An 18,602-nucleotide genomic window follows, 5' to 3' on the forward strand; every position below is an offset into this window, starting at 1 on the left:
ATAAAACGGGTATGGATATGATGATTTTTCAGCAGCACTCTTTAACCATCTCGATAAGGCGTTGTTTTTCACGGACTGCTTTAACGTATTCAGGATCAATTTTTTCAATCAACCGCTGATGAACCGGCAGCAAATTAAAGAAATTTACGTGGGGCCGATGAGCTGGCCAGAGCCGTTTAATTTTTGCCTCATATTGTGCTTCGGTAAATTCTTCGCCTATTTCAGCAAACAGTTCGTGTATTTGATCAAAAGTAGGAAGAAACGCCTCTCCACCATGTTTTGCTCGAGCATAAGCATATGACTCCGCCCTTTCCTTAAATAGATGCTCACGTATCGTCATCGGGCGAACAGGACTTGCTTGGCCATTCGGAACAACAAGTGGGGACGTACCTTTCAGTTCAGGAGCAACAGCGCCACCCCGCGTCAACTTCCCATGTATGATTTCATCATCTGACCAACCACGATTTCGGCGCTGGCGTATTGCGGCGGGGGTCACACCCTGAAGCTTGGCTGCTCTGGATGCTGTGAACGTTTCACCCTTGTGGGTTGAATAGAAAGTGGCAGTATCGCCTTTATTATTGTTTTGGGTGTGCTTATCAGCCCAGCGCACTTTATCAGGCGCATATTCAGGGTCTTCATTATTAATGCGATCAAGCGTAGCGCCTTTTGCCGGCATTGGGCCAACATATTTCAGAAAGCTTTTAAACTCACGAAAACCCTGATGAATGATCGCCTTCTTACTTTTGGCGCGGGACAGCATATTCTTATGCGCCGTAGCTTCGCGGCTATAACGCATCCTCAATTCGGTCTTAGATAGCGTGTCACAATCGTGCAGAAATGAAATATAGGTGCTGTCGGATGGGATTTTCTCAAGGGTGTGACATACCTCATTATTATTTCTTATGAGCGTAACACTACCGTCATAGCTAGAGGGCTCTAAAGCCTTTGTAATAAGGGTTTTCTCAGCGTTACAAGTTGAGAAATTTTGTAACGTGGTGTGAGAAAATTTCTCAAATATAGGTAAATTTTCCAGTGATGAGAAATTAAACGTAACGTTCGAGATAACTGGCTGCATGGTGACCTCCAAAGAAACTCATTGTGTCTTGGAGAGCTGATGCTAAAATGGTCGGGCTACACGTCCATAATGCACTGGCTCACAATGATTTCAGCTCCCTTTCGATCCTGATCGAGAGGGAGTTTTAATTTTCTAAATTGGATTATTGATAGAGTTCAGTCGCAGTGAACTACTGCCAAAGGCGTTAGCCAATCGCAGAAAAAGCCTTTTTAAATCAATGAAGCCGTTTTCAACTGTTAGCCAATTCAAGCTATTGAAAAATAAAAGAAATGAGAGAACCTCCGGGCCCACCATTCCTCTTTTATAGTTCTTTTTCATTCCATACGACAGATTTATCAGTAATCTATCCTTCAACACACTGTAAGTTATGGAAAAGCGTAATGACGCCGCATGTCTTTTGTCCTGATTTTTCACACCACTGCCTCAATGGCACTTCGCCTTCGCGCGCTGAGTTAGCAAATCTTGCCGTTAAAGGACGCCCTTATAAGCTTAATGGCTGTCGTCTTGAAAATACGGATTTATCAAATTTGAATCTAACAGGCTGGCTCTTTCAAGATTGTTTATTAAAAGCCACTGATTTCACCAGCGCAGTACTGGAACACAGCCTGTTTAAAAGCTGCCGCGGGGCCTATGCCAACTTTACCGCCGCATATTTACTCGAAGCTCATTTCATCGATAGTGATTTCAATAATACAAATTTTGTCGGCGCTATGCTATCAGAAGCAAGCTTTACCGGTTGTAAATTAACTGGTGCCGACCTCACACGCGTCAAAACAACCGGAACATTGTTCAAAGACACAACATTATCCGCTGCACGTCTGCCCCGCTTTTCCTTCCGTAAAGCGCAATTGCAAAATATCGATTTCAGCTTTGCCGATTTGTTCGAATGTGATTTCCGCGAAGCTGATTTTGATGATTGCCGCCTGAGCGAAGCCAATCTTGTTGACGCTAAATTTGATGGCGCAGATTTGCGCGGTGCGGATCTTGGCGGCTTACGCCTCAATGATGCCAGACGTTTTAAAGGCGCCATTATCTCTAAAAGTCAGGCCAGCGAAATTTTAGCGGAAATGGGACTGAAAGTTCTCTAGAATTCTCAGCAATCTATTTACAAAAAAGCAAATACATTAGAAAATACTTGCAGCAATATTTTTCAAATACGGAGCGTCATTATGAAACTTGGCTATACAATCATTTACGTTCCGGATGTGGCCGCTTCTGTAAAGTTTTTCTCCGAAAGCTTTGGCTTTCAGGTACGTTTTCTACATGAAGGCGGCGATTATGGCGAGCTGGAAACCGGAGAAACAACGCTTGCCTTTGCCAGTGTCACTTTAGCCGACACGAATTTTAAAACCGGCATTGTTGCTGCCCATTCTTCGCAAAAACCGCTTGGAGTGGAAGTTGCCTTTGTCACAGACAATGTTGCAGATGCACACGCAAAAGCTTTAGCAAACGGTGCGCAGGAACTGGCAGCACCAAAACAAAAACCTTGGGGACAGACAGTGTCTTATGTCCGCAGCCCTGACGGCACTTTGATTGAGCTGTGCACGCCTGTAGGTGACTAAACGTCTTGATCAGTTACCATCGAGATGGAACTTATGCAGGATGCGATGCACAACCGGTGCACAAAGAAAGCTGACTGAGGCCAGGAAAAATAAATTGGCATAAAGGCCGAACAGGCCGATAAACAATTTGCCGCTCAGACTATCCGGCATTTGCACAATCCCAAAGCCTCCGAGCAGAAATGCCGAATGAATAACCGCATTTTCAAGCGTGGTGTCTTCAAAATATAACAGCCCTGTCGCGCCGACCAGAACGGAAAGCCCCAACACGCCAACAACCCAGCAAAAATGCTTCAGTAAACGGGCTGCAAATGCCCCTTTTGACAATAGTCTATCACTTGCCCGTTCGTACATGGCTTTCCCGCAACAAATCCACCCGTTGACCCGCTCCATTATAGCCAGATCTTTAAAAAGAAAAGCTATTTAAAAGCTTTTCAAGACGCAGCATAAATGACTGTCATATGAATGCAGCATTACTGCTGCAAAAGGCAGACACTTGTAGCTTTAAATATCTGGCCATGTCCCGCGTTTTAAAAGACTTGGCCGTGGATGGAAACCGGATCTGCCTTTGTCAAAACCACAACGTATGCCTATCAGCGCCCTCAAGGTTGCCGAGCGCGCCGGCGTTTCCCGTTCAGCTGTATCACGCACTTTTACCGAAGGTGCCAGTGTTTCCCCTGCCACCCGTCTCAAGGTTTTAAAAGCCGCAGAAGAACTGGGCTATCATGTCAACCATCTGGCACGCGGACTTATCCGCCATCAGTCTGGCATTGTTTGTCTGATCGTTGCCGATATTAACACTCCGCATCAATCATTTTTTTTGGAAGCGACCACCCGTCACCTGCAAGCCACAGGGAAAGTCGTCATGGTGCTCAACACCTCCGGCGAACAACATACTATCGAAAATGCACTGCGCCAGACGCTCAATTATCGCGCTGATGCCACGGTTGTTATGTCAGGCCGCCCTTCCCGCTCATTGGTTGAAACCTGCATTCATAACGGACAGCGGGTGATCACCATCAACCGCGATGATCTGCCAGAAGGCACTGAGCAGATCATCGTTGATAATGACGAGGCCAGCAAGGAAGCTTTTTTAATGCTTGAGAGAGCCGGATGCAAAAATCTCGCTGTTATCAGCTCCACCGCCGGCTCGCCCAGCATTTTAGCGCGTGAGAATTTTTTTATGGAAGCTGCCGTCAAAGCCGGAGTGCCAGCACGTCTTTGTCGCGTAGGGCCGACCAATTATCAAACAGGCATTACAGCGGCACGCCAAATATTGGCAGGCTCAAACCGCCCTGATGGCGTCTTTTGTGTTACGGACCTGCTTGCACTTGGCTTTATGGATGCAGCAAAACGAGATTTTTCTCTGCATATACCGCAAGATCTGTGCATCATCGGTTTTGACGACATTCAGCAAGCAAGCTGGCAAGCCTATGAATTGACCAGCTTTCGTCAACCATTGGAAGAAATTGCCCAAACAATCGCCACCAGCCTGCAAGACAATACCAGCCTGCCACCACAGCTTAAATTTCCGCTACAAACCGTTTGGCGGCGTTCCGTTCGCCCTTAAGCCTTTAAATCCAAAATACATTCACGCGTTGGCAGACGCTCGATATAAGCCTGCATAATTTCCAGCACAGTTTTAAACTTCTGTGCCAGCGGCGTATCCTCAAACTCCCCTGCCCGCGCCATCCAGTTTTGATAAAGCGCTATGCGTGACTGCGGAATAAATTCAAACGCCAGATCAGCCGCTTTACGCAATCGATACCAATCCTGACAAAAAACCATCAGCGGTAAATCTTCACCATCAAAGGATCTGTCTTCAGCCCAAAGCAACTGCGCCAATCCGGCAAAATTGCTGGCTTCGACAAAGCTGCGCATATCCTGCGGCCATTCCCGCGGGAAATAACGTGCCTCCACCAAATCGCATAAATGGTCATCCATAAACGTGCCGAAATCCGGCGCTTGAGCTGCCTGATTAAGCGGCTCTCCAAGCTTTTTCGCCTCGCTTTGATAGGCTGAAAAAGCCACATCAAAACCTGTAGCCTTAGCCAGAGACAATGTGCGCATATGCAATTTGTCGCCGTCGATCTCAAGCATCTTCATCGCTGGCGCATAACCGACAGTGGATGGCACCGCGATATTATAAAACCCATGCGAACCATGTTCAAAAAAAGCCGTGTCATTGACATGTAAATGGCCGGAAAGATGAAGCCCCACACCGGTGGCAGCAAATTTTCTGGCCACTTCCGCACCCGGATCACGCCGCGCCAAACCAACAGAGCCAAAAAGAGCACGCTCTTTTGCAGCCGTTCCGGCCAAAGGATCGAGCGCCGGATAATGCGAAAAGGCAATCAGCTTTTTGCCCGATGCACGCGCACGTCCGGCAACATCCTGCATCCAATCCAGCAAATAGCTGCGTGATTGCAGCAAAGTCGGCCAGCCGCCATTGGTCGGATCTATAAAGGCGGACGGGTCGGTAAAATCCGTTACATCATTTTTGGGTACGCAAATATTAACGTCCAAAGATAATATCCAAAGCCCTTCAACCGGCTCCACCAGATAAGACGCATCCAGAAGTGCGCATTCTCGTGTACCGTCAGCGCTTTTTACGCTTTGATAACGGCTCGCATAATCAGGATTAAGCCCGAATGGTGTCTCCCAATAAATATCGCGCTCATCCGGCATAAAGCCAAGATCGGGCATCAGGCGCAATGCTTCTTCTGTGCCAAGTGTCGCCATTTCCGCAATCGATAATGCATCATCACCAGCTGCAACAGGCGCACTGTCCAAAATAATCCGTGCGCCATCATTGCCGACAAATTCCTTGCGCTGCGGACGCCCCTCAAGCGCATAAAAATCATGATTACCGGGCGTTGCAAAATATCGCAGTCCGAAGCGGGAGGCATAATCGCGCAACATAGCCAATGCCGCTTCAATATTATGGCGCTGGCCGTCATCGGTGAGATCACCGGGAATGATCACCAGTTTGGCGTCTTCACGTACAGCCCTGTCCAAAGCTGCCCGTAAAGCCGGTGCGCTTTCATTGAAAACGCGGGTTGAATTGGCTGTATCCTGATAGCTGCGGCAAGCACGCTTTAAGCCGGAGCCCTGCGGCTGCCATTCAGTGTCATGAAAATGCGGATCGGCAATCACAGCAAGACGAAACATCAGACAACCTTTGCAACGAACAAAACAAGCGCCTTGAAAACATGGCATCTGCACCCCGCAGATGCCATGAAAATCATTTAAGGATGCGCGTCAAAAAATGACAATACAATTTAAAAGCAAGAATCAGGATGCGTATAGGCGTCACTCGCTTTATGAATTGGTTGAAACAACGAGGCTGTGTTCATGACCAGAAACCATACACATAAAGCGAAACGCCAAACACCGGAAAGCCAGACCATTGTGGCTGACCCGCGCTGGCAAAAGGTCATGAACCGCGATAAGTCAGCCCGTGATTTCGTCTTTGCCGTTCAGTCCACCGGCATTTACTGTCTGGCTTGTTGCCCTGCGCGCCGCCCAAATCCTGAAAATATCAGTTTTTACAACACGCCCGCAGAAGCAGAAGCCGCCGGTTATCGCGCCTGCAAACGCTGCAAACCCGATCAGGCCGATGCGGGTGACAAAATACGCCATCTCATTGAACAAGCCTGCCGTCGCATTGAACTGTCTGAAGAAAACATTCCCTTGGCAGAGCTGGCGCAAGGCGCGGGCTTAAGCAGCTTTTATTTTCAACGTCAGTTTAAAGCCATTACCGGCCTGACGCCTAAACTTTATGCGCAAACCTACCGCGCCCGCCGTATGCGCGAGGCCTTAAGGGATAAGGACAGCAACGTGACACAAGCTATTTATGATGCCGGCTTTCAATCGGCGAGCCGATTTTATCATCAGGCTGACGACATGCTGGGCATGAGCCCGACAACCTTTAAAAAAGGCGGCAAAAATATGGATATCCATTTTGCCGTGGCTGAATGTTCATTGGGTTCCGTGCTGATTGCCGCCACATCAAAAGGTATTTGCGCGGTCACACTCGGTGATGATCCTGAAGCACTCGTGCAAAACCTGCAAGACCGCTTTCCGCAAGCAGAGCTTTTCGCAGGCGACAAAGAATTTGAAACCCATATCGCCGCCGTGATTGCGCATATCGAAAATCCGGCACAAAATTTTGATCTGCCGCTTGATATTCAAGGCACGGTTTTTCAGCAGAAGGTCTGGCAGGCTTTGCGTGATATTCCAAGCGGCCAAACCACCAGCTATTCAGATCTGGCCAATCGCATCGGCCAGCCCAAAGCCAGCCGTGCCGTTGCAAGTGCTTGTGGCGCCAACAAAATCGCCGTTATCATTCCTTGTCACCGCGTTGTGCGCAACAATGGCGACCTCTCCGGCTATCGCTGGGGTGTTGAGCGTAAAGAAGCCCTGTTGATTAAAGAACGGCAGAAAGCCCTTAGTAAAACCTGATAGCGACACTCCACATTAAACTTGACACACATACTCACCATTAGGTAGTAGCTCAGACTTGTAAGCATGATTTTTTCGCTATTCTTACCGAAATCATGCCGGTTATTTTTGTAAGCCCGATTTTTAAGCAAATTCCTCCCAAGCTTTGTTTAAAATCGCTGCTGGCTCCCTATCATTGAGGTCGTATCGTGTTCAACGTGAAGATGCTTGCCGCCACCGTCTCTCTTGCCCTGATTGCCGGAACGCTTTCCCCTGCCTTGGCTGAAACCATTACTTTAAAAGATCAGGGCGGGCGCACCGTTACCCTGCCAAAGCCAGCAGATCGCATTGCCTCCATTCCCATTCCAATGGCATCCACCATCATTTCCATTGATGGCGGCACCTCCAAGCTGGTGGGTATGAACCCGACCGCTAAATCTGCCATTATGGAAGGCATTTTGGGTAAGATTTTCCCAGAGGCCAAAGACATTCCGTCTGATATTACCGCGCCAAACTTCATCCCGAATATTGAAGAACTGGCTGCAACCAATCCTGACCTTGTTATCCAATGGGCGGATTATGGCGCTGATCTGGTTGATCCTTTGACCAATGCGGGTCTGAATGTCGCCCTCATTTCTTATGGTACCGAAGAAAAAGCCCGCTACTACCAAAACATGGTAGCCACCGCGATCGGCAAGCCTGAACGCGCCGCACTGATTAATGGCTGGCGCGATGAAGTTGCACAAGAAATGGCGGCAAAAACCAAAGACATCGCCGCCGATAAGCGTCCGAAAGTGCTTTATCTTGGCCGCGCCATGGAAAACCTCACCGCCTCCGGCAATGAGGGCAACTATAATGCCTGGTATATTGATCTGACCGGCGGTGTTAATGCGTCTGCCGATGTCAAAGGCAATGGCACCACCATCAGTCCAGAACAAATTGCCGAGTGGAACCCTGACGTTATCCTGCTTAACAGTTTTGAAGCCAAGCTTGGCCTTGACCGCATCATGAATGATCCGATCCTGTCGCTGACCAAAGCAGCCCAAGACAAGAAAGTCTATAAGCTACCGCTCGGTGGCTATCGCTGGGATCCGCCAAGTCAGGAAAGCCCGCTGACATGGATGTGGCTCGCCAATATTCTGCACCCGGAGGTTTTCCAGTATGACCTGCGCGGTGAAATGAAAAAAGCCTATAAAACGCTTTATAATTATGACCTGACCGATGCCGATATTGACGGCATTTTGTGGATGGACATGCAAGGCGACGCTACAAATTACGCGCAATTTGCGAGCAAGTAATATGAGTTCTGTTTCGACAGAAGCAATGACCGATACGATACGCCGTCACCAGACGGCGTATCGCGTTGGAAGCTTCGGACTGATGATCGCAGGTCTTGTGGCCGTGATGCTGTTTTCCATGGGAGCCGGTCGTTTTTCGGTAAGCCCCCAGCGTATTTTAGAGATTTTAGCCCATAGTCTTTTCAATCCGTCTGCTACGCCTGAAACCATGGATGAGCGCATTGTGTTGCTCGTGCGTTTGCCGCGAGTTCTGCTGGCAGCTTTGTCCGGCGCAGCGCTTGCAGTGGGTGGCGCAGCCTTGCAAGGTGTGTTTCGCAATCCGCTAGTGTCACCGCAAATTCTCGGTATCAGCCAAGGGGCAGCCTTTGGCGGTGCATTGGCAATTTTCTTCGGCTTTTCCGGTGTTATCCTGCTTGGCATGGCCTTTTCCCTTGGCCTTGTTGCGCTCATAATTGTTGGTGCTTTAGCGCGCATTAATGGCCGCACTGAAGTGCTCACCGTCATTTTATCGGGCACCATCATCGGCGCACTTTTTGCAGCCCTTGTTTCCATCGTGCAATTTTTAGCCGATCCTAACACCTCCCTGCCCGCCATTGTCTATTGGCTGATGGGCTCATTTTCTACCGCCACATGGGCGCGTTTAGGCTTGGCTGTTCCCGGCATGGCTATCGGCCTGCTGATTGTCTACATGCTGCGCTACCGCCTCAATCTGCTGGCTTTGGAAGAAAGCGAAGCACGCTCGCTTGGTGTCAATCCGGACAAAGAACGCTGGATTATTTTCGGCTCCATTTCCTTAATGACCGGAACTTCCGTGGCCGTTGCCGGTATTATCGGCTGGATCGGCCTTGTTGTGCCGCATGCAGCACGCATTATCGTCGGTGATGATCATCGCGCCCTGATCCCTGCATCCGCCATTTTAGGTGCTGCCTATCTCACCTTTATCGACACATTGGCACGCACATTAACCGCAGCAGAAATTCCGCTCGGTGTGTTAACAGCACTCATCGGTGCGCCGGTTTTTGCTGTGCTTTTACGTCGTCATTTCAGCGAGGCAAACCGCACATGATCGGCTTGGAAGCTGCATCCGTTGTCTTCGGCAAACGGACATTATTTCAAAATATCAGTTTTACTGTTCCGGTCGGGCGCTCGCTTGCTATCCTTGGCCCCAATGGTCGCGGCAAAACCACCTTATTGCGCGCACTGCTTGGCTTTCAGGCTTTGCATCAAGGCACGCGCCATGCACCTAAAATTGCCGGCTATGTGCCGCAGCATGGCGCATCACAGGCCAAGCTCACCGGCCTTGAAGTTGTCACTATGGGCAGAGCCGCGCATTTAGGCCTGTTTGGCCATCCAAGCCAGCAAGACCGCGAATTTGCCTATCAGGCAATGGAAGAAGTGGGCGCAACCGCACTGGCAGAATTGCGCTATGACCGCATGTCCGGCGGTCAGCGTCAGTTAGTATTGATTGCCCGCGCACTTGCAACGGCCTCGCCGGTACTTGTTTTTGACGAACCGACCTCCGCCCTTGATCTGGGCAATCAGGATAAAACCCTCAAACTTCTCGACACATTACGCCGCAAGCGTGAATATGCGATTATTTTCACCACCCATGATCCAAACCATGCGCTGGCGGCTGCCGATGATGTTTTGCTGATGCTGCCCGAAGGCCGCGAAGAACATGGCAGTGTCGGCGATATGGTTGTGCCGGAAAAGCTCGCCGAACTTTACGGTGTCCCGATGCGCTGGGTTGATGTCAGCGGCCCCGATGAAGAAGCGCGCAAAGCCATTCTCCCCGCTTTTGCCGGAAAAGAAGCAGCATGAATGTACTTTATTTAAAATCTGCCTTTGGCGGTGTTTCCCCCATTATTCAAAAAGCCGCGGACACCGGACTTGTCACCATTGTTGAACAGGCCGATTTTGATGCGCAAATTCTCTCACAGCATCAAGGTCTGATTACCGGCCAGCAATGCGATCAGAATGTTCTCTTGCAACTCAAACCGGCACTTGAAGCGTTCATGAACAAAGGTGGCCGGTGGTTTTTCAACGGCCATATTGTGCGCCCGTTTTTGGATGGTTTGCATCAATATCAGCCAATTTCTGCACCAAAACGTGCAGATTTTGATCTCAATTCGCTCAATTTTCACCCCATTTTTGCAGAAATTGACCTCAAAAAGCTCGAAACCAACAAAAATGTTGCCGGTTTTTACGGTCGCGGCTGCAATCCTTTGCCAGAAAATGCCGTCGCCATTAATGGTCTTGGTACAAAATTTGTACCCGTTGACTGGGTTTGGCATCATGCCAAAGGTGGCAGATTTTTCTCCCATTCCGGCAACGATCTGGCATCGATGGGGCTTGAATGGGGGCTCGCGCCTTTATTAAGTGAGCGCATTCTGGAATGGGTGGCAGGTGGTGCTTGTCTTGATGAAAGCACAACGCGCTTTCAACAACCGCAAGCTGATTTACCATTGGCCAAAGCGCAGAGCTATCATGGCGCACGGATAAATAAAGCAACCAATGCGCCGCGCATTGTCGTGCCTTCCAGCGGCAATTATTATCATATTCACAGCCTTGAAGGCGAAGCCTATAGCCACGCCTTTGATGTCATCACGACGCCGGAAGATCTTGGCACCACACTCACGCCAACAGATATTCTCTGGGTGCCATGCCGCACACCGGCACAGAGGATGATTGCGCAAAAGCCTGTTATTGCCAAACATTTAGAAAATGGCGGCACGGTCATTGCCTTGGGCGAGAGCCGCTCAGACCTGTGGCTGGATCATATCACCTTCCACGAAACCCCGACCAATTGGTGGTGGTGGCTGGATGAGAAAGCCGACCTCGGAGTGCGGGTCACAGACCCTAAACACCCGCTCATGAAGGATATGACCACCCAAGATGTAACCTGGCACTTGCATGGCTGGTTTGAGCCACCGGCAGGCGCTCAAATTTTGGCGCGCGATGGTGACAACCGCCCGATCCTTTATGTAGATGACGTCTCGACCAATGGCCGGATGATTATTTCCTCCCTTGATCCCATGTTTCATCACGGCTCGCATTTCATGCCTGCCACCACCCGTTTTTTAGACCGTTTTATCCCCAATCTGAAAGCCATGATCCATGCATGACATTATCACTGTTGCCGAAAACGGCATGAAGCTCACCTTCTCCTTCCACGATATCAACACCTATCATGGTGGTGGTTTTCCAGGTGGTGTAACCCATGCACTCAAAGCCATGCAGGCAGGCTTTGCGCTGTTTGATCAACCGGTTGAGCGCCGTGAAATTGTCATCAACACCGCCTTTTCAGGCCCGGGCGGCCGTGATGCCATGGAAATGGTCACCCGCGCCCTGACAGACAACCGCCTCACCATTGATAAATCTTTAGGCGGCAAAAACGTCATCGACGAATTTCCGGGGCCTTATGTCTGGCATTTCACCTATCGCGGCAAAACCGTGGAAGCCGTGATCAAGCCCGGCCATGTGAAAGAAGAGTTTGTGCGCCTTGGTGCCAAGGCCGATAAAACACCGGAAGAGGCAGCACATCTGGAAGACCTGAAAGCCGAAATGGCCAACCGTCTTTTGCCACTATCGGCAAATGAAATTTACACCACCCGTTTTCTTTAAAAACAAAAAAGCGGCGCACTTAAAAAGGCGCCGCTTTTTTTTAAATCAATCACACTTAAAAGCTTAAATAACCACCGGCTGAATGCGGTTCATCACTGCGCGCAACACGCTATAAACTGTTGTCACAGAGGTTTTGGCATTGCCTGCCGATGGCTTGTTTTCAATCTCGATGCGATAATTGGCAACCGGCGCTTCCACATGATATTCATGCACATTACCCGGCGCTTGCGGATCAGCCACCAGCTCCACTTTCGTGGCTTCAAAACCTAAACCAGCCAGCGCCAATGTTGCCGCCACATTGGCATTTTTCGGATATTGCTGCGCTGCATCACGCGCATTGCCCTTAAAGAAAACTACCGCTTCTTTGACATTCGGCAGATCCAGAATATCTTCAGCAGGTGTGCCGGACCAAGCCACAGGGGGCTTGCGGCCACGATAGGTAACGCTTGTCAGGCCTGTCGGGCGAAGAGCCGACAGAATATCAACACCGCCAATAGCCCCCGCCGGCAGGATGATCTGACCACCGCCCGTTTCAGCCGCTTTGCGCAAACGTGTTTCCAGTTCCTGATCAGCCAGCGCACCGATTGAGACGATGATTGTATCTGTGCCACGGCTTAAAAATTCTGGCACATAAGCTGAAACGGCCGCATGGCCTGCGCATTCGATTACCAGATCAAAAGAAGCGCTTAAAAACGCATCACCATTATCAACGACGGTTAGTTCACCGGCAACCTTCTTGCCCTCTTCCGCCAATTGCTGGCGTGTGGTTTCAGCAAATTCCGGCAGGCTTAAAACGGTCAGGGAGGTTAAAGGAGCGGCTAATTCATCACTCAGCAACTTCATTAAGGTGCGTGAAATATTACCATAGCCGATTAAACCGATACGCATTCATTTTCTCCCTGAAATAAAGTCGCGCGCATGCCCATGCACTGCTCTTCGTGTTTACACCCAAAATGCCCTTCGTGAAAACTGCTCCTGATAATTTACCGGACAATTCCACGTGCTTTTAAATAAAAAAACACCGCCACGAATGGATAATCGCGGCGGTGTTTTTCTCATCACAATCCGATATGGATGATCAATCAGCCGATCAGTTTTTCATAGACTTTGGCGTGCTCAAGCACTTTGCCGGCTTCGTCCATAACGCGCATGGCATCAGCAGAAATCTCATCGATCACCACAACTTCACCATCGATCAGACCAATTTCAATTTTCATATCAATCAGTGTCAGACCGAGGCCGCGCAGGTCAGCCTCGACAATGCGGCATACATTGCGGGTAATGTCTTTAGCCTTTGCAAGATGCTCAGGGCTCAAAAGACCAAGAGCTACGATTGTATCATCATTGATCAGCGGGTCGCCGCGTTCATCGTCTTTGACAGTGATCTCAACGAGATTGTCAAATTTCTGCTCGGTATCACGAATATATTGCTGATAACGACGAATGAAACTGCCCCAAGGGCGTGTGCGGCAAACAAATTCAAAACCGCCGGTGCCGTTGATATCCTTGCCCAGAGGCTCGGCGCGGCGCACTTCCATGGTGCCTTTTTCCAGATCAAGATTGACCAGATGGGTCGGCACATCGGCAGCATGCAGACGTTTAAAGAAATAATCCGTCATAGCGAGAGACTTGCGCCCCTTGCCTTCAACCTGACCAATAACGGTGTTTGCACCCGGATCGATCACACCGTCTGCGCCGGTTACATCATCCTTGAACACCAGAAGAACATTGCCGTTCTCTAGCGCGTAGAGGTCTTTGGTTTTGCCAGAATAAATCTTTTCGCTGCTGTTCATTCGTTTGCTCGCTAAGGTTTATGCACTTGTTATATCTAGAAAAAAACAATGCGCCGATTGGCGCATTGTTCTTTAACTTATTCCCACTCGATGGTGCCCGGAGGCTTCGAAGTGATATCATAGACCACGCGGTTAATACCGCGGACTTCATTAATGATACGGGTGGCGGCTTTCGCCAAAAAGTCCATATCGTAATGGTAGAAATCTGCGGTCATACCATCAACCGATGTGACCGCACGCAGCGCACATACGAATTCATAGGTACGGCCATCGCCCATCACACCAACGGTTTGCACCGGCAGCAGCACGGCAAAAGCCTGCCAAATGGTGTCATAAAGACCGGCTTTGCGGATTTCATCCAAGTAAACCGCATCGGCTTCACGCAGGATTTCCAGCTTCTCACGGGTGATGCCACCCGGGCAGCGAATAGCAAGACCCGGACCCGGGAACGGGTGACGGCCAATGAAGCTATCCGGAAGACCAAGCTCTTTACCCAACACGCGCACTTCGTCTTTAAACAATTCGCGCAATGGCTCGACCAGCTGCATATTCATGCGCTCAGGCAAGCCACCCACATTATGGTGCGATTTGATTGTAACCGAAGGGCCACCGGTGAAAGAAACACTTTCGATCACATCCGGATAGAGTGTGCCCTGTGCGAGGAAGTCAGCGCCGCCAAGCTTATTGGCTTCTTCTTCAAACACTTCGATGAAGAGACGGCCAATGGTCTTGCGCTTCTTCTCAGGGTCAGTTTCACCTTCCAGAGCGGAAATGAAGCGATCCTGTGCATTCACCAAAATCAGCGGCAGGTCATAATGTTCTTTGAACATTGCAACCACATCAGCTGCTTCGTTTTTGCGCATTAAACCATGATCAACCAGAATACAGGTCAGCTGATCGCCAACCGCTTCATGGATGAGAAGAGCTGCAACGGAAGAATCCACACCGCCTGAAAGAGCGCAGATCACTTTTCCCGAACCAACCTGTTTGCGGATAGCCTCCACAGCCTGCTGGCGGTAAGCGGTCATTGTCCAGTCCGGCTTGATGCCAGCAATATTGTGGACGAAGTTTTGCAGGAGTTTTGCACCATCGGGTGTGTGCACCACTTCCGGATGGAACTGCACGCCGTAATATTTGCGCTTTTCATCAGCGATAGCAGCATAAGGCGCGTTGGTGGAGGTTCCGATAACTTTAAAGCCTTCAGGCAATGCAGTTACGCGGTCACCATGGCTCATCCAAACCTGATGACGTGTGCCTTTTGCCCACAGACCGTTGAACAGCGCGCTGTCTTCCTGAACGTCAAGGAAGGCACGACCAAATTCACGGTCATGGCCGCTTTCAACTTTGCCACCGAGCTGTTCGCACATGGTCTGTTCACCATAGCAAATGCCAAGCACCGGAATACCGGCTTCAAACACTGCCTGCGGCGCACGCGGGCTGCCAATATCAGTGGTTGAGTGCGGGCTTCCGGACAGGATGACAGCACGCGGATTGATCCGCTTGAATGCGTCACCGGCCAGCTGGAAAGGCACGATTTCGGAATAAACTCCGGCCTCACGGACACGACGCGCTATCAGCTGCGTGACCTGACTTCCGAAGTCGATGATAAGGATTGTGTCGGGATGATTGGTGCTCATGTGAAGCATCTAAAGAAAAAATGTCCATGTTGCAATGGTCATTTTCGTCGCTCTTAACAACAGTTATGAACGAAGCACATTTAATGTAACGCTAACGATAAAAAGGCTCTTAATTTATGCCGTTTGGATACAGGTTAGCCTTGCAAACCTTTGCGATCCTGCACCACCATCACTGTTGCAGTCATCGTCGCAATCAGGCGCACTTCCGTGTCGGTCACTGCAAAAGCCTGACCATCGCTCACCATAATGGTTCGGCCAGGCTTTGTTACCTCGCCACGGAATAAAAACCTGTCACCCTGCCCCGGTGCCAGCAAGTTGACCTTGAACTCAATGGTCAAAACAGCGGCATCGGCCGGCATCAGCGTGAATGCTGCATAGCCGCAAGCAGAATCAAGTGCTGCCGAAATAATGCCCGCATGCAAATAGCCATGCTGTTGGGTCAGATCATTGCGAAAGGGCAATTCGATTTCGACAATGCCCGGCTCGCAACGCGTTAAATCCGCGCCGATCAGCTTTAAGGCCGGCTGTCTTGCGAAGCTCTCTTCAACACGCAGCTGAAAATCAGCCTCGGCTATTCTTGCATCCGACATAAATCCTCCCCAACACACACATGACTGAATATGACAGTGTCATATTTATGCTGCTCAATTGTTAAAGAAGCCAGTTATTCTTTTACTATTTTGCGTGGGCGAGAATAAATAATCTGTCGTCACGCCTGCTTTTGAAGAATTGCTACATAAAAACCGTCAGTCATGGTCTGTTTAGGTGAGAAAACACAACCATGGGACAAGAAAACCGGCTGCACATCACCAAACTCAGCGCCAGCAATTGATGCAAGATCAATTTTCTCTTCCGAGAAATTGCTGTTTTCAGCCAAGAACTTCTCAATTTGCCGGTTGTTTTCACTGTCAAAAATCGAGCAGGTCACATAGACAAAACGGCCACCAGCTTTCAGATAATGTTTAGCGCTGTTCAGCACATCCTGCTGATCTTGCTCACGGCGCTCCAATTGCTGTTCGGTCAGGCGCCATTTGGCATCAGGACGGCGACGCCATGTACCGGCACCCGTGCAAGGTGCATCGGTCAGAACCAAATCCATCTGGCCTTTTAACGGCTCCAGATCAGCTTGCTTATTATAGCCTTGCGTGTTGCGCACACCAGCGCGCTGCAAACGGTCGTAGATCGGTGACAGGCGTGCCGCTTCTGCGTCAAACGCATGGATCTGACCACGATTTTCCATGGCTGCCGCCAGTGACAGGGTTTTGCCGCCAGCACCCGCGCAATAATCGAGCACCTGCTCACCAGCCTTGGCATTGGCAAGCTTTGCTGCAATTTGCGAGCCTAAATCCTGCACCTCGAACCAGCCATCCTGAAAAGCCTGTCCGGTCTGCACATTAGGATGACGACCCAAAGCCTCGATCGGCGGAATGCGGATAGCATCATCGAGAAATGGGGCGGAGGCTGCGCCTGTGCCTTCCAGCGCTTGCAAAACCTGATCGCGGGTCGCTTTCAGGCGATTAACGCGCAAATCCACCGGCGGGCGGTCAGCCAAAGCTGCGGCCTGCGCCACCCAGTCATCACCGAATGTTCCGCGTAATTTATCAACACACCACAAAGGCACATCGGCCTGAATATAATCTTCAGCCTTGGTGATATCGCTGTTTTGCCAGTTTTTAAGCTGATCGTCTGATAATTCAACGGGGCTGAACTTATCATTGGCGATGACGGCCATGATGTCTTCATAGCTCAGACCACCATCACGCAGCAATGCGCCATAGGCAAGGGATGATGCGTTGTCACTGCCCATCAGCCAGCCAAGCGAAAGCTTGCGGCGCAAAGCATCGTACACAATATTGCCAATTACAGCGCGATCCCCCGCGCCGGCAAAACGATGCGAAGAACCCCAATCTTTTAAAGCATCGGAAGCGGGGCGTTTCTTGGCCTCAATATCTTCCAGTACTTCTATCGCCGCCTGCAGGCGTCCGCCAAGCCGCATTATTTTTCCCTAGCCGTCCTTTTATTACTAAAACTCACTGTCCCGCATAACCATGCCCGACAGCAAATGGCAACATAAAAGACAAACAGGTTAAAACAATCAGCCGGTTTCAGCCATCTAGCTGACCCGTAACAGCATAACCGCTTATTGGAGCAATACATAGGCCGTTGTATGACACTGCCCTATGCCACATTGCACCAACACAGAAGCGGTATTAACGGCTGCGATCAGCAGAACATAAAGACTTAAAACCAGTACAGCCCTATGCAGGAACGGAAAAGCTCTGATCTTAGCATTGCTGCGATAGTGCGCACCGCCCCACACCATCATTTGCAACGATGTTGCCACTATCAGTGCAAGCGCAATCAACACAGACCATACCGGCATATGCAGCCCCAAAACAGCGCTGCCGACATAGTCGTGCCCCGGACGGACATAAATATCCAGCAAGGTTTGCCGCACCGAAACGATCAGCAAAAAAACTGCAAACAACAGGCTAATGCCCGCATAACGGAAAGTGAGGCCGTATCGAAATTGCAGCATCACTCCAAAACACACACCCAGCATAGCAAGACGCTGCAACAAACAAAGCGGGCATGGCAATTCATCAAAGCCATATTGCAATATCATTGCAGCCGTTAAAATGGCGGCAAGGACAAACATCATCCCCAGCAAATATAGGAAATGAAGCGCTGTCCATTGATGCTGCTGATAGGCACTATCCTGATTATCAGTATTAAAAATATACATCTTCACAGCCCCTCACATCACAACTGAAGCCAGGGCATGCTGTAGCCATAATCAGGGCTGTGTATTTCCCACAAAAATTCTTTTATCGCGACAAGCAAGCATAAAGTGACAAAAGCCAGCGACAATGTCCGGTAACCGAACCAATTAAAACCAAGCGCCAGCAGCATTAGAAAAAACAAAAGCAGCATCATCTTATTCGCCCCTCAACGCAGAATCAAAAGCGACTGCCCAATCAGGATGTTTCAAACAAGAATAAAAATATACCGGCAATAAATACCAATATAAAATATATGAGTAATAATGCGATTTAAATGAATATTACTCATAATATTGAAACAAAGATTTCAATTAATCATTAAAATATATCTAAATAATCAATATAAAAAAGGAGGGGTTACCCCCTCCTTCAATAAGACACGTTATTTTC

General features: G+C 49.6%; 19 protein-coding genes. 9 read left to right on the forward strand and 10 right to left on the reverse strand.

All coding sequences use genetic code 11. From position 1 onward, the window contains the following. Nucleotides 1-28: 28 nt before the first annotated feature. Nucleotides 29-1,075, reverse strand: a complete 1,047-nt coding sequence (locus ABDZ76_RS03525; protein ID WP_343801391.1) for a hypothetical protein — start codon at nt 1,073-1,075, stop codon at nt 29-31. A 380-nt stretch (nt 1,076-1,455) separates the two neighbouring features. On the opposite strand from ABDZ76_RS03525, the gene ABDZ76_RS03530 reads away from it, so the two are divergent. Together ABDZ76_RS03530 and ABDZ76_RS03535 are read left to right on the forward strand one after the other, a co-directional pair. Then, nucleotides 1,456-2,163 (forward strand): pentapeptide repeat-containing protein, encoded by a 708-nt coding sequence (locus ABDZ76_RS03530; RefSeq protein ID WP_343801395.1) that lies wholly within the window; start codon nt 1,456-1,458, stop codon nt 2,161-2,163. 81 nt (nt 2,164-2,244) lie between these two features. Continuing rightward, the gene (locus ABDZ76_RS03535; RefSeq protein WP_343801398.1) at nt 2,245-2,637 is read left to right on the forward strand and encodes a VOC family protein; all 393 of its coding nucleotides are present in this window, start codon (nt 2,245-2,247) and stop codon (nt 2,635-2,637) included. A gap of 9 nt (nt 2,638-2,646) precedes the next feature. Here the strand turns inward: ABDZ76_RS03535 and ABDZ76_RS03540 are convergent, their stop codons facing one another. Beyond that, nucleotides 2,647-2,988 (reverse strand): hypothetical protein, encoded by a 342-nt coding sequence (locus ABDZ76_RS03540; protein WP_343801401.1) that lies wholly within the window; start codon nt 2,986-2,988, stop codon nt 2,647-2,649. Nucleotides 2,989-3,202: 214 nt separating this feature from the next. Between ABDZ76_RS03540 and ABDZ76_RS03545 the strand changes: the two genes are divergently transcribed. Beyond that, on the forward strand, nt 3,203-4,204 hold the full coding sequence (locus ABDZ76_RS03545) for a LacI family DNA-binding transcriptional regulator (protein ID WP_343801404.1): 1,002 nt from the start codon (nt 3,203-3,205) through the stop codon (nt 4,202-4,204). Here ABDZ76_RS03545 and ABDZ76_RS03550 read toward each other — a convergent pair. Next, nucleotides 4,201-5,805, reverse strand: a complete 1,605-nt coding sequence (locus tag ABDZ76_RS03550; RefSeq protein ID WP_343801407.1) for a metallophosphoesterase family protein — start codon at nt 5,803-5,805, stop codon at nt 4,201-4,203. The genes ABDZ76_RS03545 and ABDZ76_RS03550 overlap by 4 nt on opposite strands. Nucleotides 5,806-5,988: 183 nt before the next feature. Here ABDZ76_RS03550 and ada point away from each other — a divergent pair, with 183 nt between their 5' ends. The 6 genes from ada to ABDZ76_RS03580 all read left to right on the forward strand — a co-directional run bounded on the left by ada (nt 5,989) and on the right by ABDZ76_RS03580 (nt 11,999). Then, entirely contained in the window at nt 5,989-7,098 is a 1,110-nt protein-coding gene (gene ada, locus ABDZ76_RS03555) for a bifunctional DNA-binding transcriptional regulator/O6-methylguanine-DNA methyltransferase Ada (protein ID WP_343801410.1), read from the forward strand. Nucleotides 7,099-7,301: 203 nt separating this feature from the next. Beyond that, entirely contained in the window at nt 7,302-8,375 is a 1,074-nt protein-coding gene (locus tag ABDZ76_RS03560) for an ABC transporter substrate-binding protein (protein ID WP_343803007.1), read from the forward strand. Nucleotide 8,376: 1 nt separating this feature from the next. After that, nucleotides 8,377-9,441: a FecCD family ABC transporter permease gene (locus ABDZ76_RS03565; RefSeq protein WP_374844524.1), complete on the forward strand. Its 1,065-nt coding sequence runs from the start codon at nt 8,377-8,379 to the stop codon at nt 9,439-9,441. Beyond that, nucleotides 9,438-10,196: an ABC transporter ATP-binding protein gene (locus ABDZ76_RS03570; protein WP_343801413.1), complete on the forward strand. Its 759-nt coding sequence runs from the start codon at nt 9,438-9,440 to the stop codon at nt 10,194-10,196. The genes ABDZ76_RS03565 and ABDZ76_RS03570 overlap by 4 nt, the downstream gene beginning before the upstream one ends. Further along, the gene (locus tag ABDZ76_RS03575) at nt 10,193-11,500 is read left to right on the forward strand and encodes a hypothetical protein (RefSeq protein WP_343801416.1); all 1,308 of its coding nucleotides are present in this window, start codon (nt 10,193-10,195) and stop codon (nt 11,498-11,500) included. Before ABDZ76_RS03570 ends, ABDZ76_RS03575 begins: the two co-directional genes overlap by 4 nt. Then, entirely contained in the window at nt 11,493-11,999 is a 507-nt protein-coding gene (locus ABDZ76_RS03580) for a hypothetical protein (protein ID WP_343801419.1), read from the forward strand. Before ABDZ76_RS03575 ends, ABDZ76_RS03580 begins: the two co-directional genes overlap by 8 nt. Before the next feature lie 63 nt (nt 12,000-12,062). Here the strand turns inward: ABDZ76_RS03580 and ABDZ76_RS03585 are convergent, their stop codons facing one another. The 7 genes from ABDZ76_RS03585 to ABDZ76_RS03615 all read right to left on the reverse strand — a co-directional run bounded on the left by ABDZ76_RS03585 (nt 12,063) and on the right by ABDZ76_RS03615 (nt 18,366). After that, a complete protein-coding gene (locus tag ABDZ76_RS03585; protein ID WP_343801422.1) occupies nt 12,063-12,887 on the reverse strand; it encodes an aspartate dehydrogenase in 825 nt (274 codons plus the stop codon). 194 nt (nt 12,888-13,081) lie between these two features. Further along, on the reverse strand, nt 13,082-13,792 hold the full coding sequence (locus ABDZ76_RS03590) for a phosphoribosylaminoimidazolesuccinocarboxamide synthase (protein ID WP_343801425.1): 711 nt from the start codon (nt 13,790-13,792) through the stop codon (nt 13,082-13,084). 77 nt (nt 13,793-13,869) lie between these two features. Beyond that, nucleotides 13,870-15,429, reverse strand: a complete 1,560-nt coding sequence (guaA, locus tag ABDZ76_RS03595; RefSeq protein WP_343801428.1) for a glutamine-hydrolyzing GMP synthase — start codon at nt 15,427-15,429, stop codon at nt 13,870-13,872. A gap of 134 nt (nt 15,430-15,563) precedes the next feature. Continuing rightward, the gene (locus ABDZ76_RS03600; protein WP_184221145.1) at nt 15,564-16,019 is read right to left on the reverse strand and encodes a PaaI family thioesterase; all 456 of its coding nucleotides are present in this window, start codon (nt 16,017-16,019) and stop codon (nt 15,564-15,566) included. A gap of 119 nt (nt 16,020-16,138) precedes the next feature. Then, nucleotides 16,139-17,425 (reverse strand): RsmB/NOP family class I SAM-dependent RNA methyltransferase, encoded by a 1,287-nt coding sequence (locus tag ABDZ76_RS03605; protein WP_343801433.1) that lies wholly within the window; start codon nt 17,423-17,425, stop codon nt 16,139-16,141. 144 nt (nt 17,426-17,569) lie between these two features. Next, entirely contained in the window at nt 17,570-18,175 is a 606-nt protein-coding gene (locus tag ABDZ76_RS03610) for a disulfide bond formation protein B (RefSeq protein WP_343801436.1), read from the reverse strand. Between the two features lie 17 nt (nt 18,176-18,192). Beyond that, nucleotides 18,193-18,366, reverse strand: coding sequence for a hypothetical protein (locus tag ABDZ76_RS03615; protein ID WP_343801439.1), 174 nt, complete (start codon nt 18,364-18,366; stop codon nt 18,193-18,195). Between the last annotated feature and the right edge of the window lie 236 nt (nt 18,367-18,602).

The sequence above is a fragment of the Paenochrobactrum glaciei genome, from assembly GCF_039522165.1.
In the GTDB taxonomy this organism is placed as follows: Bacteria; Pseudomonadota; Alphaproteobacteria; order Rhizobiales; family Rhizobiaceae; genus Paenochrobactrum; species Paenochrobactrum glaciei.

What these genes read in the sequence shown, in the direction of transcription:
- ABDZ76_RS03525 (WP_343801391.1), bottom strand. Translation starts at nt 1,075, where the DNA reads ATGCAGCCAGTTATCTCGAACGTTACGTTTAATTTCTCATCACTGGAA.
- ABDZ76_RS03560 (WP_343803007.1), top strand. Translation starts at nt 7,302, where the DNA reads ATGCTTGCCGCCACCGTCTCTCTTGCCCTGATTGCCGGAACGCTTTCC.
- ABDZ76_RS03570 (WP_343801413.1), top strand. Translation starts at nt 9,438, where the DNA reads ATGATCGGCTTGGAAGCTGCATCCGTTGTCTTCGGCAAACGGACATTA.
- ABDZ76_RS03580 (WP_343801419.1), top strand. Translation starts at nt 11,493, where the DNA reads ATGCATGACATTATCACTGTTGCCGAAAACGGCATGAAGCTCACCTTC.
- ABDZ76_RS03550 (WP_343801407.1), bottom strand. Translation starts at nt 5,805, where the DNA reads ATGTTTCGTCTTGCTGTGATTGCCGATCCGCATTTTCATGACACTGAA.
- ABDZ76_RS03540 (WP_343801401.1), bottom strand. Translation starts at nt 2,988, where the DNA reads ATGTACGAACGGGCAAGTGATAGACTATTGTCAAAAGGGGCATTTGCA.
- ABDZ76_RS03535 (WP_343801398.1), top strand. Translation starts at nt 2,245, where the DNA reads ATGAAACTTGGCTATACAATCATTTACGTTCCGGATGTGGCCGCTTCT.
- ABDZ76_RS03585 (WP_343801422.1), bottom strand. Translation starts at nt 12,887, where the DNA reads ATGCGTATCGGTTTAATCGGCTATGGTAATATTTCACGCACCTTAATG.
- ABDZ76_RS03590 (WP_343801425.1), bottom strand. Translation starts at nt 13,792, where the DNA reads ATGAACAGCAGCGAAAAGATTTATTCTGGCAAAACCAAAGACCTCTAC.
- ABDZ76_RS03530 (WP_343801395.1), top strand. Translation starts at nt 1,456, where the DNA reads ATGACGCCGCATGTCTTTTGTCCTGATTTTTCACACCACTGCCTCAAT.
- ABDZ76_RS03615 (WP_343801439.1), bottom strand. Translation starts at nt 18,366, where the DNA reads ATGATGCTGCTTTTGTTTTTTCTAATGCTGCTGGCGCTTGGTTTTAAT.
- ABDZ76_RS03610 (WP_343801436.1), bottom strand. Translation starts at nt 18,175, where the DNA reads ATGTATATTTTTAATACTGATAATCAGGATAGTGCCTATCAGCAGCAT.
- ada (WP_343801410.1), top strand. Translation starts at nt 5,989, where the DNA reads ATGACCAGAAACCATACACATAAAGCGAAACGCCAAACACCGGAAAGC.
- ABDZ76_RS03575 (WP_343801416.1), top strand. Translation starts at nt 10,193, where the DNA reads ATGAATGTACTTTATTTAAAATCTGCCTTTGGCGGTGTTTCCCCCATT.
- ABDZ76_RS03605 (WP_343801433.1), bottom strand. Translation starts at nt 17,425, where the DNA reads ATGCGGCTTGGCGGACGCCTGCAGGCGGCGATAGAAGTACTGGAAGAT.
- guaA (WP_343801428.1), bottom strand. Translation starts at nt 15,429, where the DNA reads ATGAGCACCAATCATCCCGACACAATCCTTATCATCGACTTCGGAAGT.
- ABDZ76_RS03600 (WP_184221145.1), bottom strand. Translation starts at nt 16,019, where the DNA reads ATGTCGGATGCAAGAATAGCCGAGGCTGATTTTCAGCTGCGTGTTGAA.
- ABDZ76_RS03565 (WP_374844524.1), top strand. Translation starts at nt 8,377, where the DNA reads ATGAGTTCTGTTTCGACAGAAGCAATGACCGATACGATACGCCGTCAC.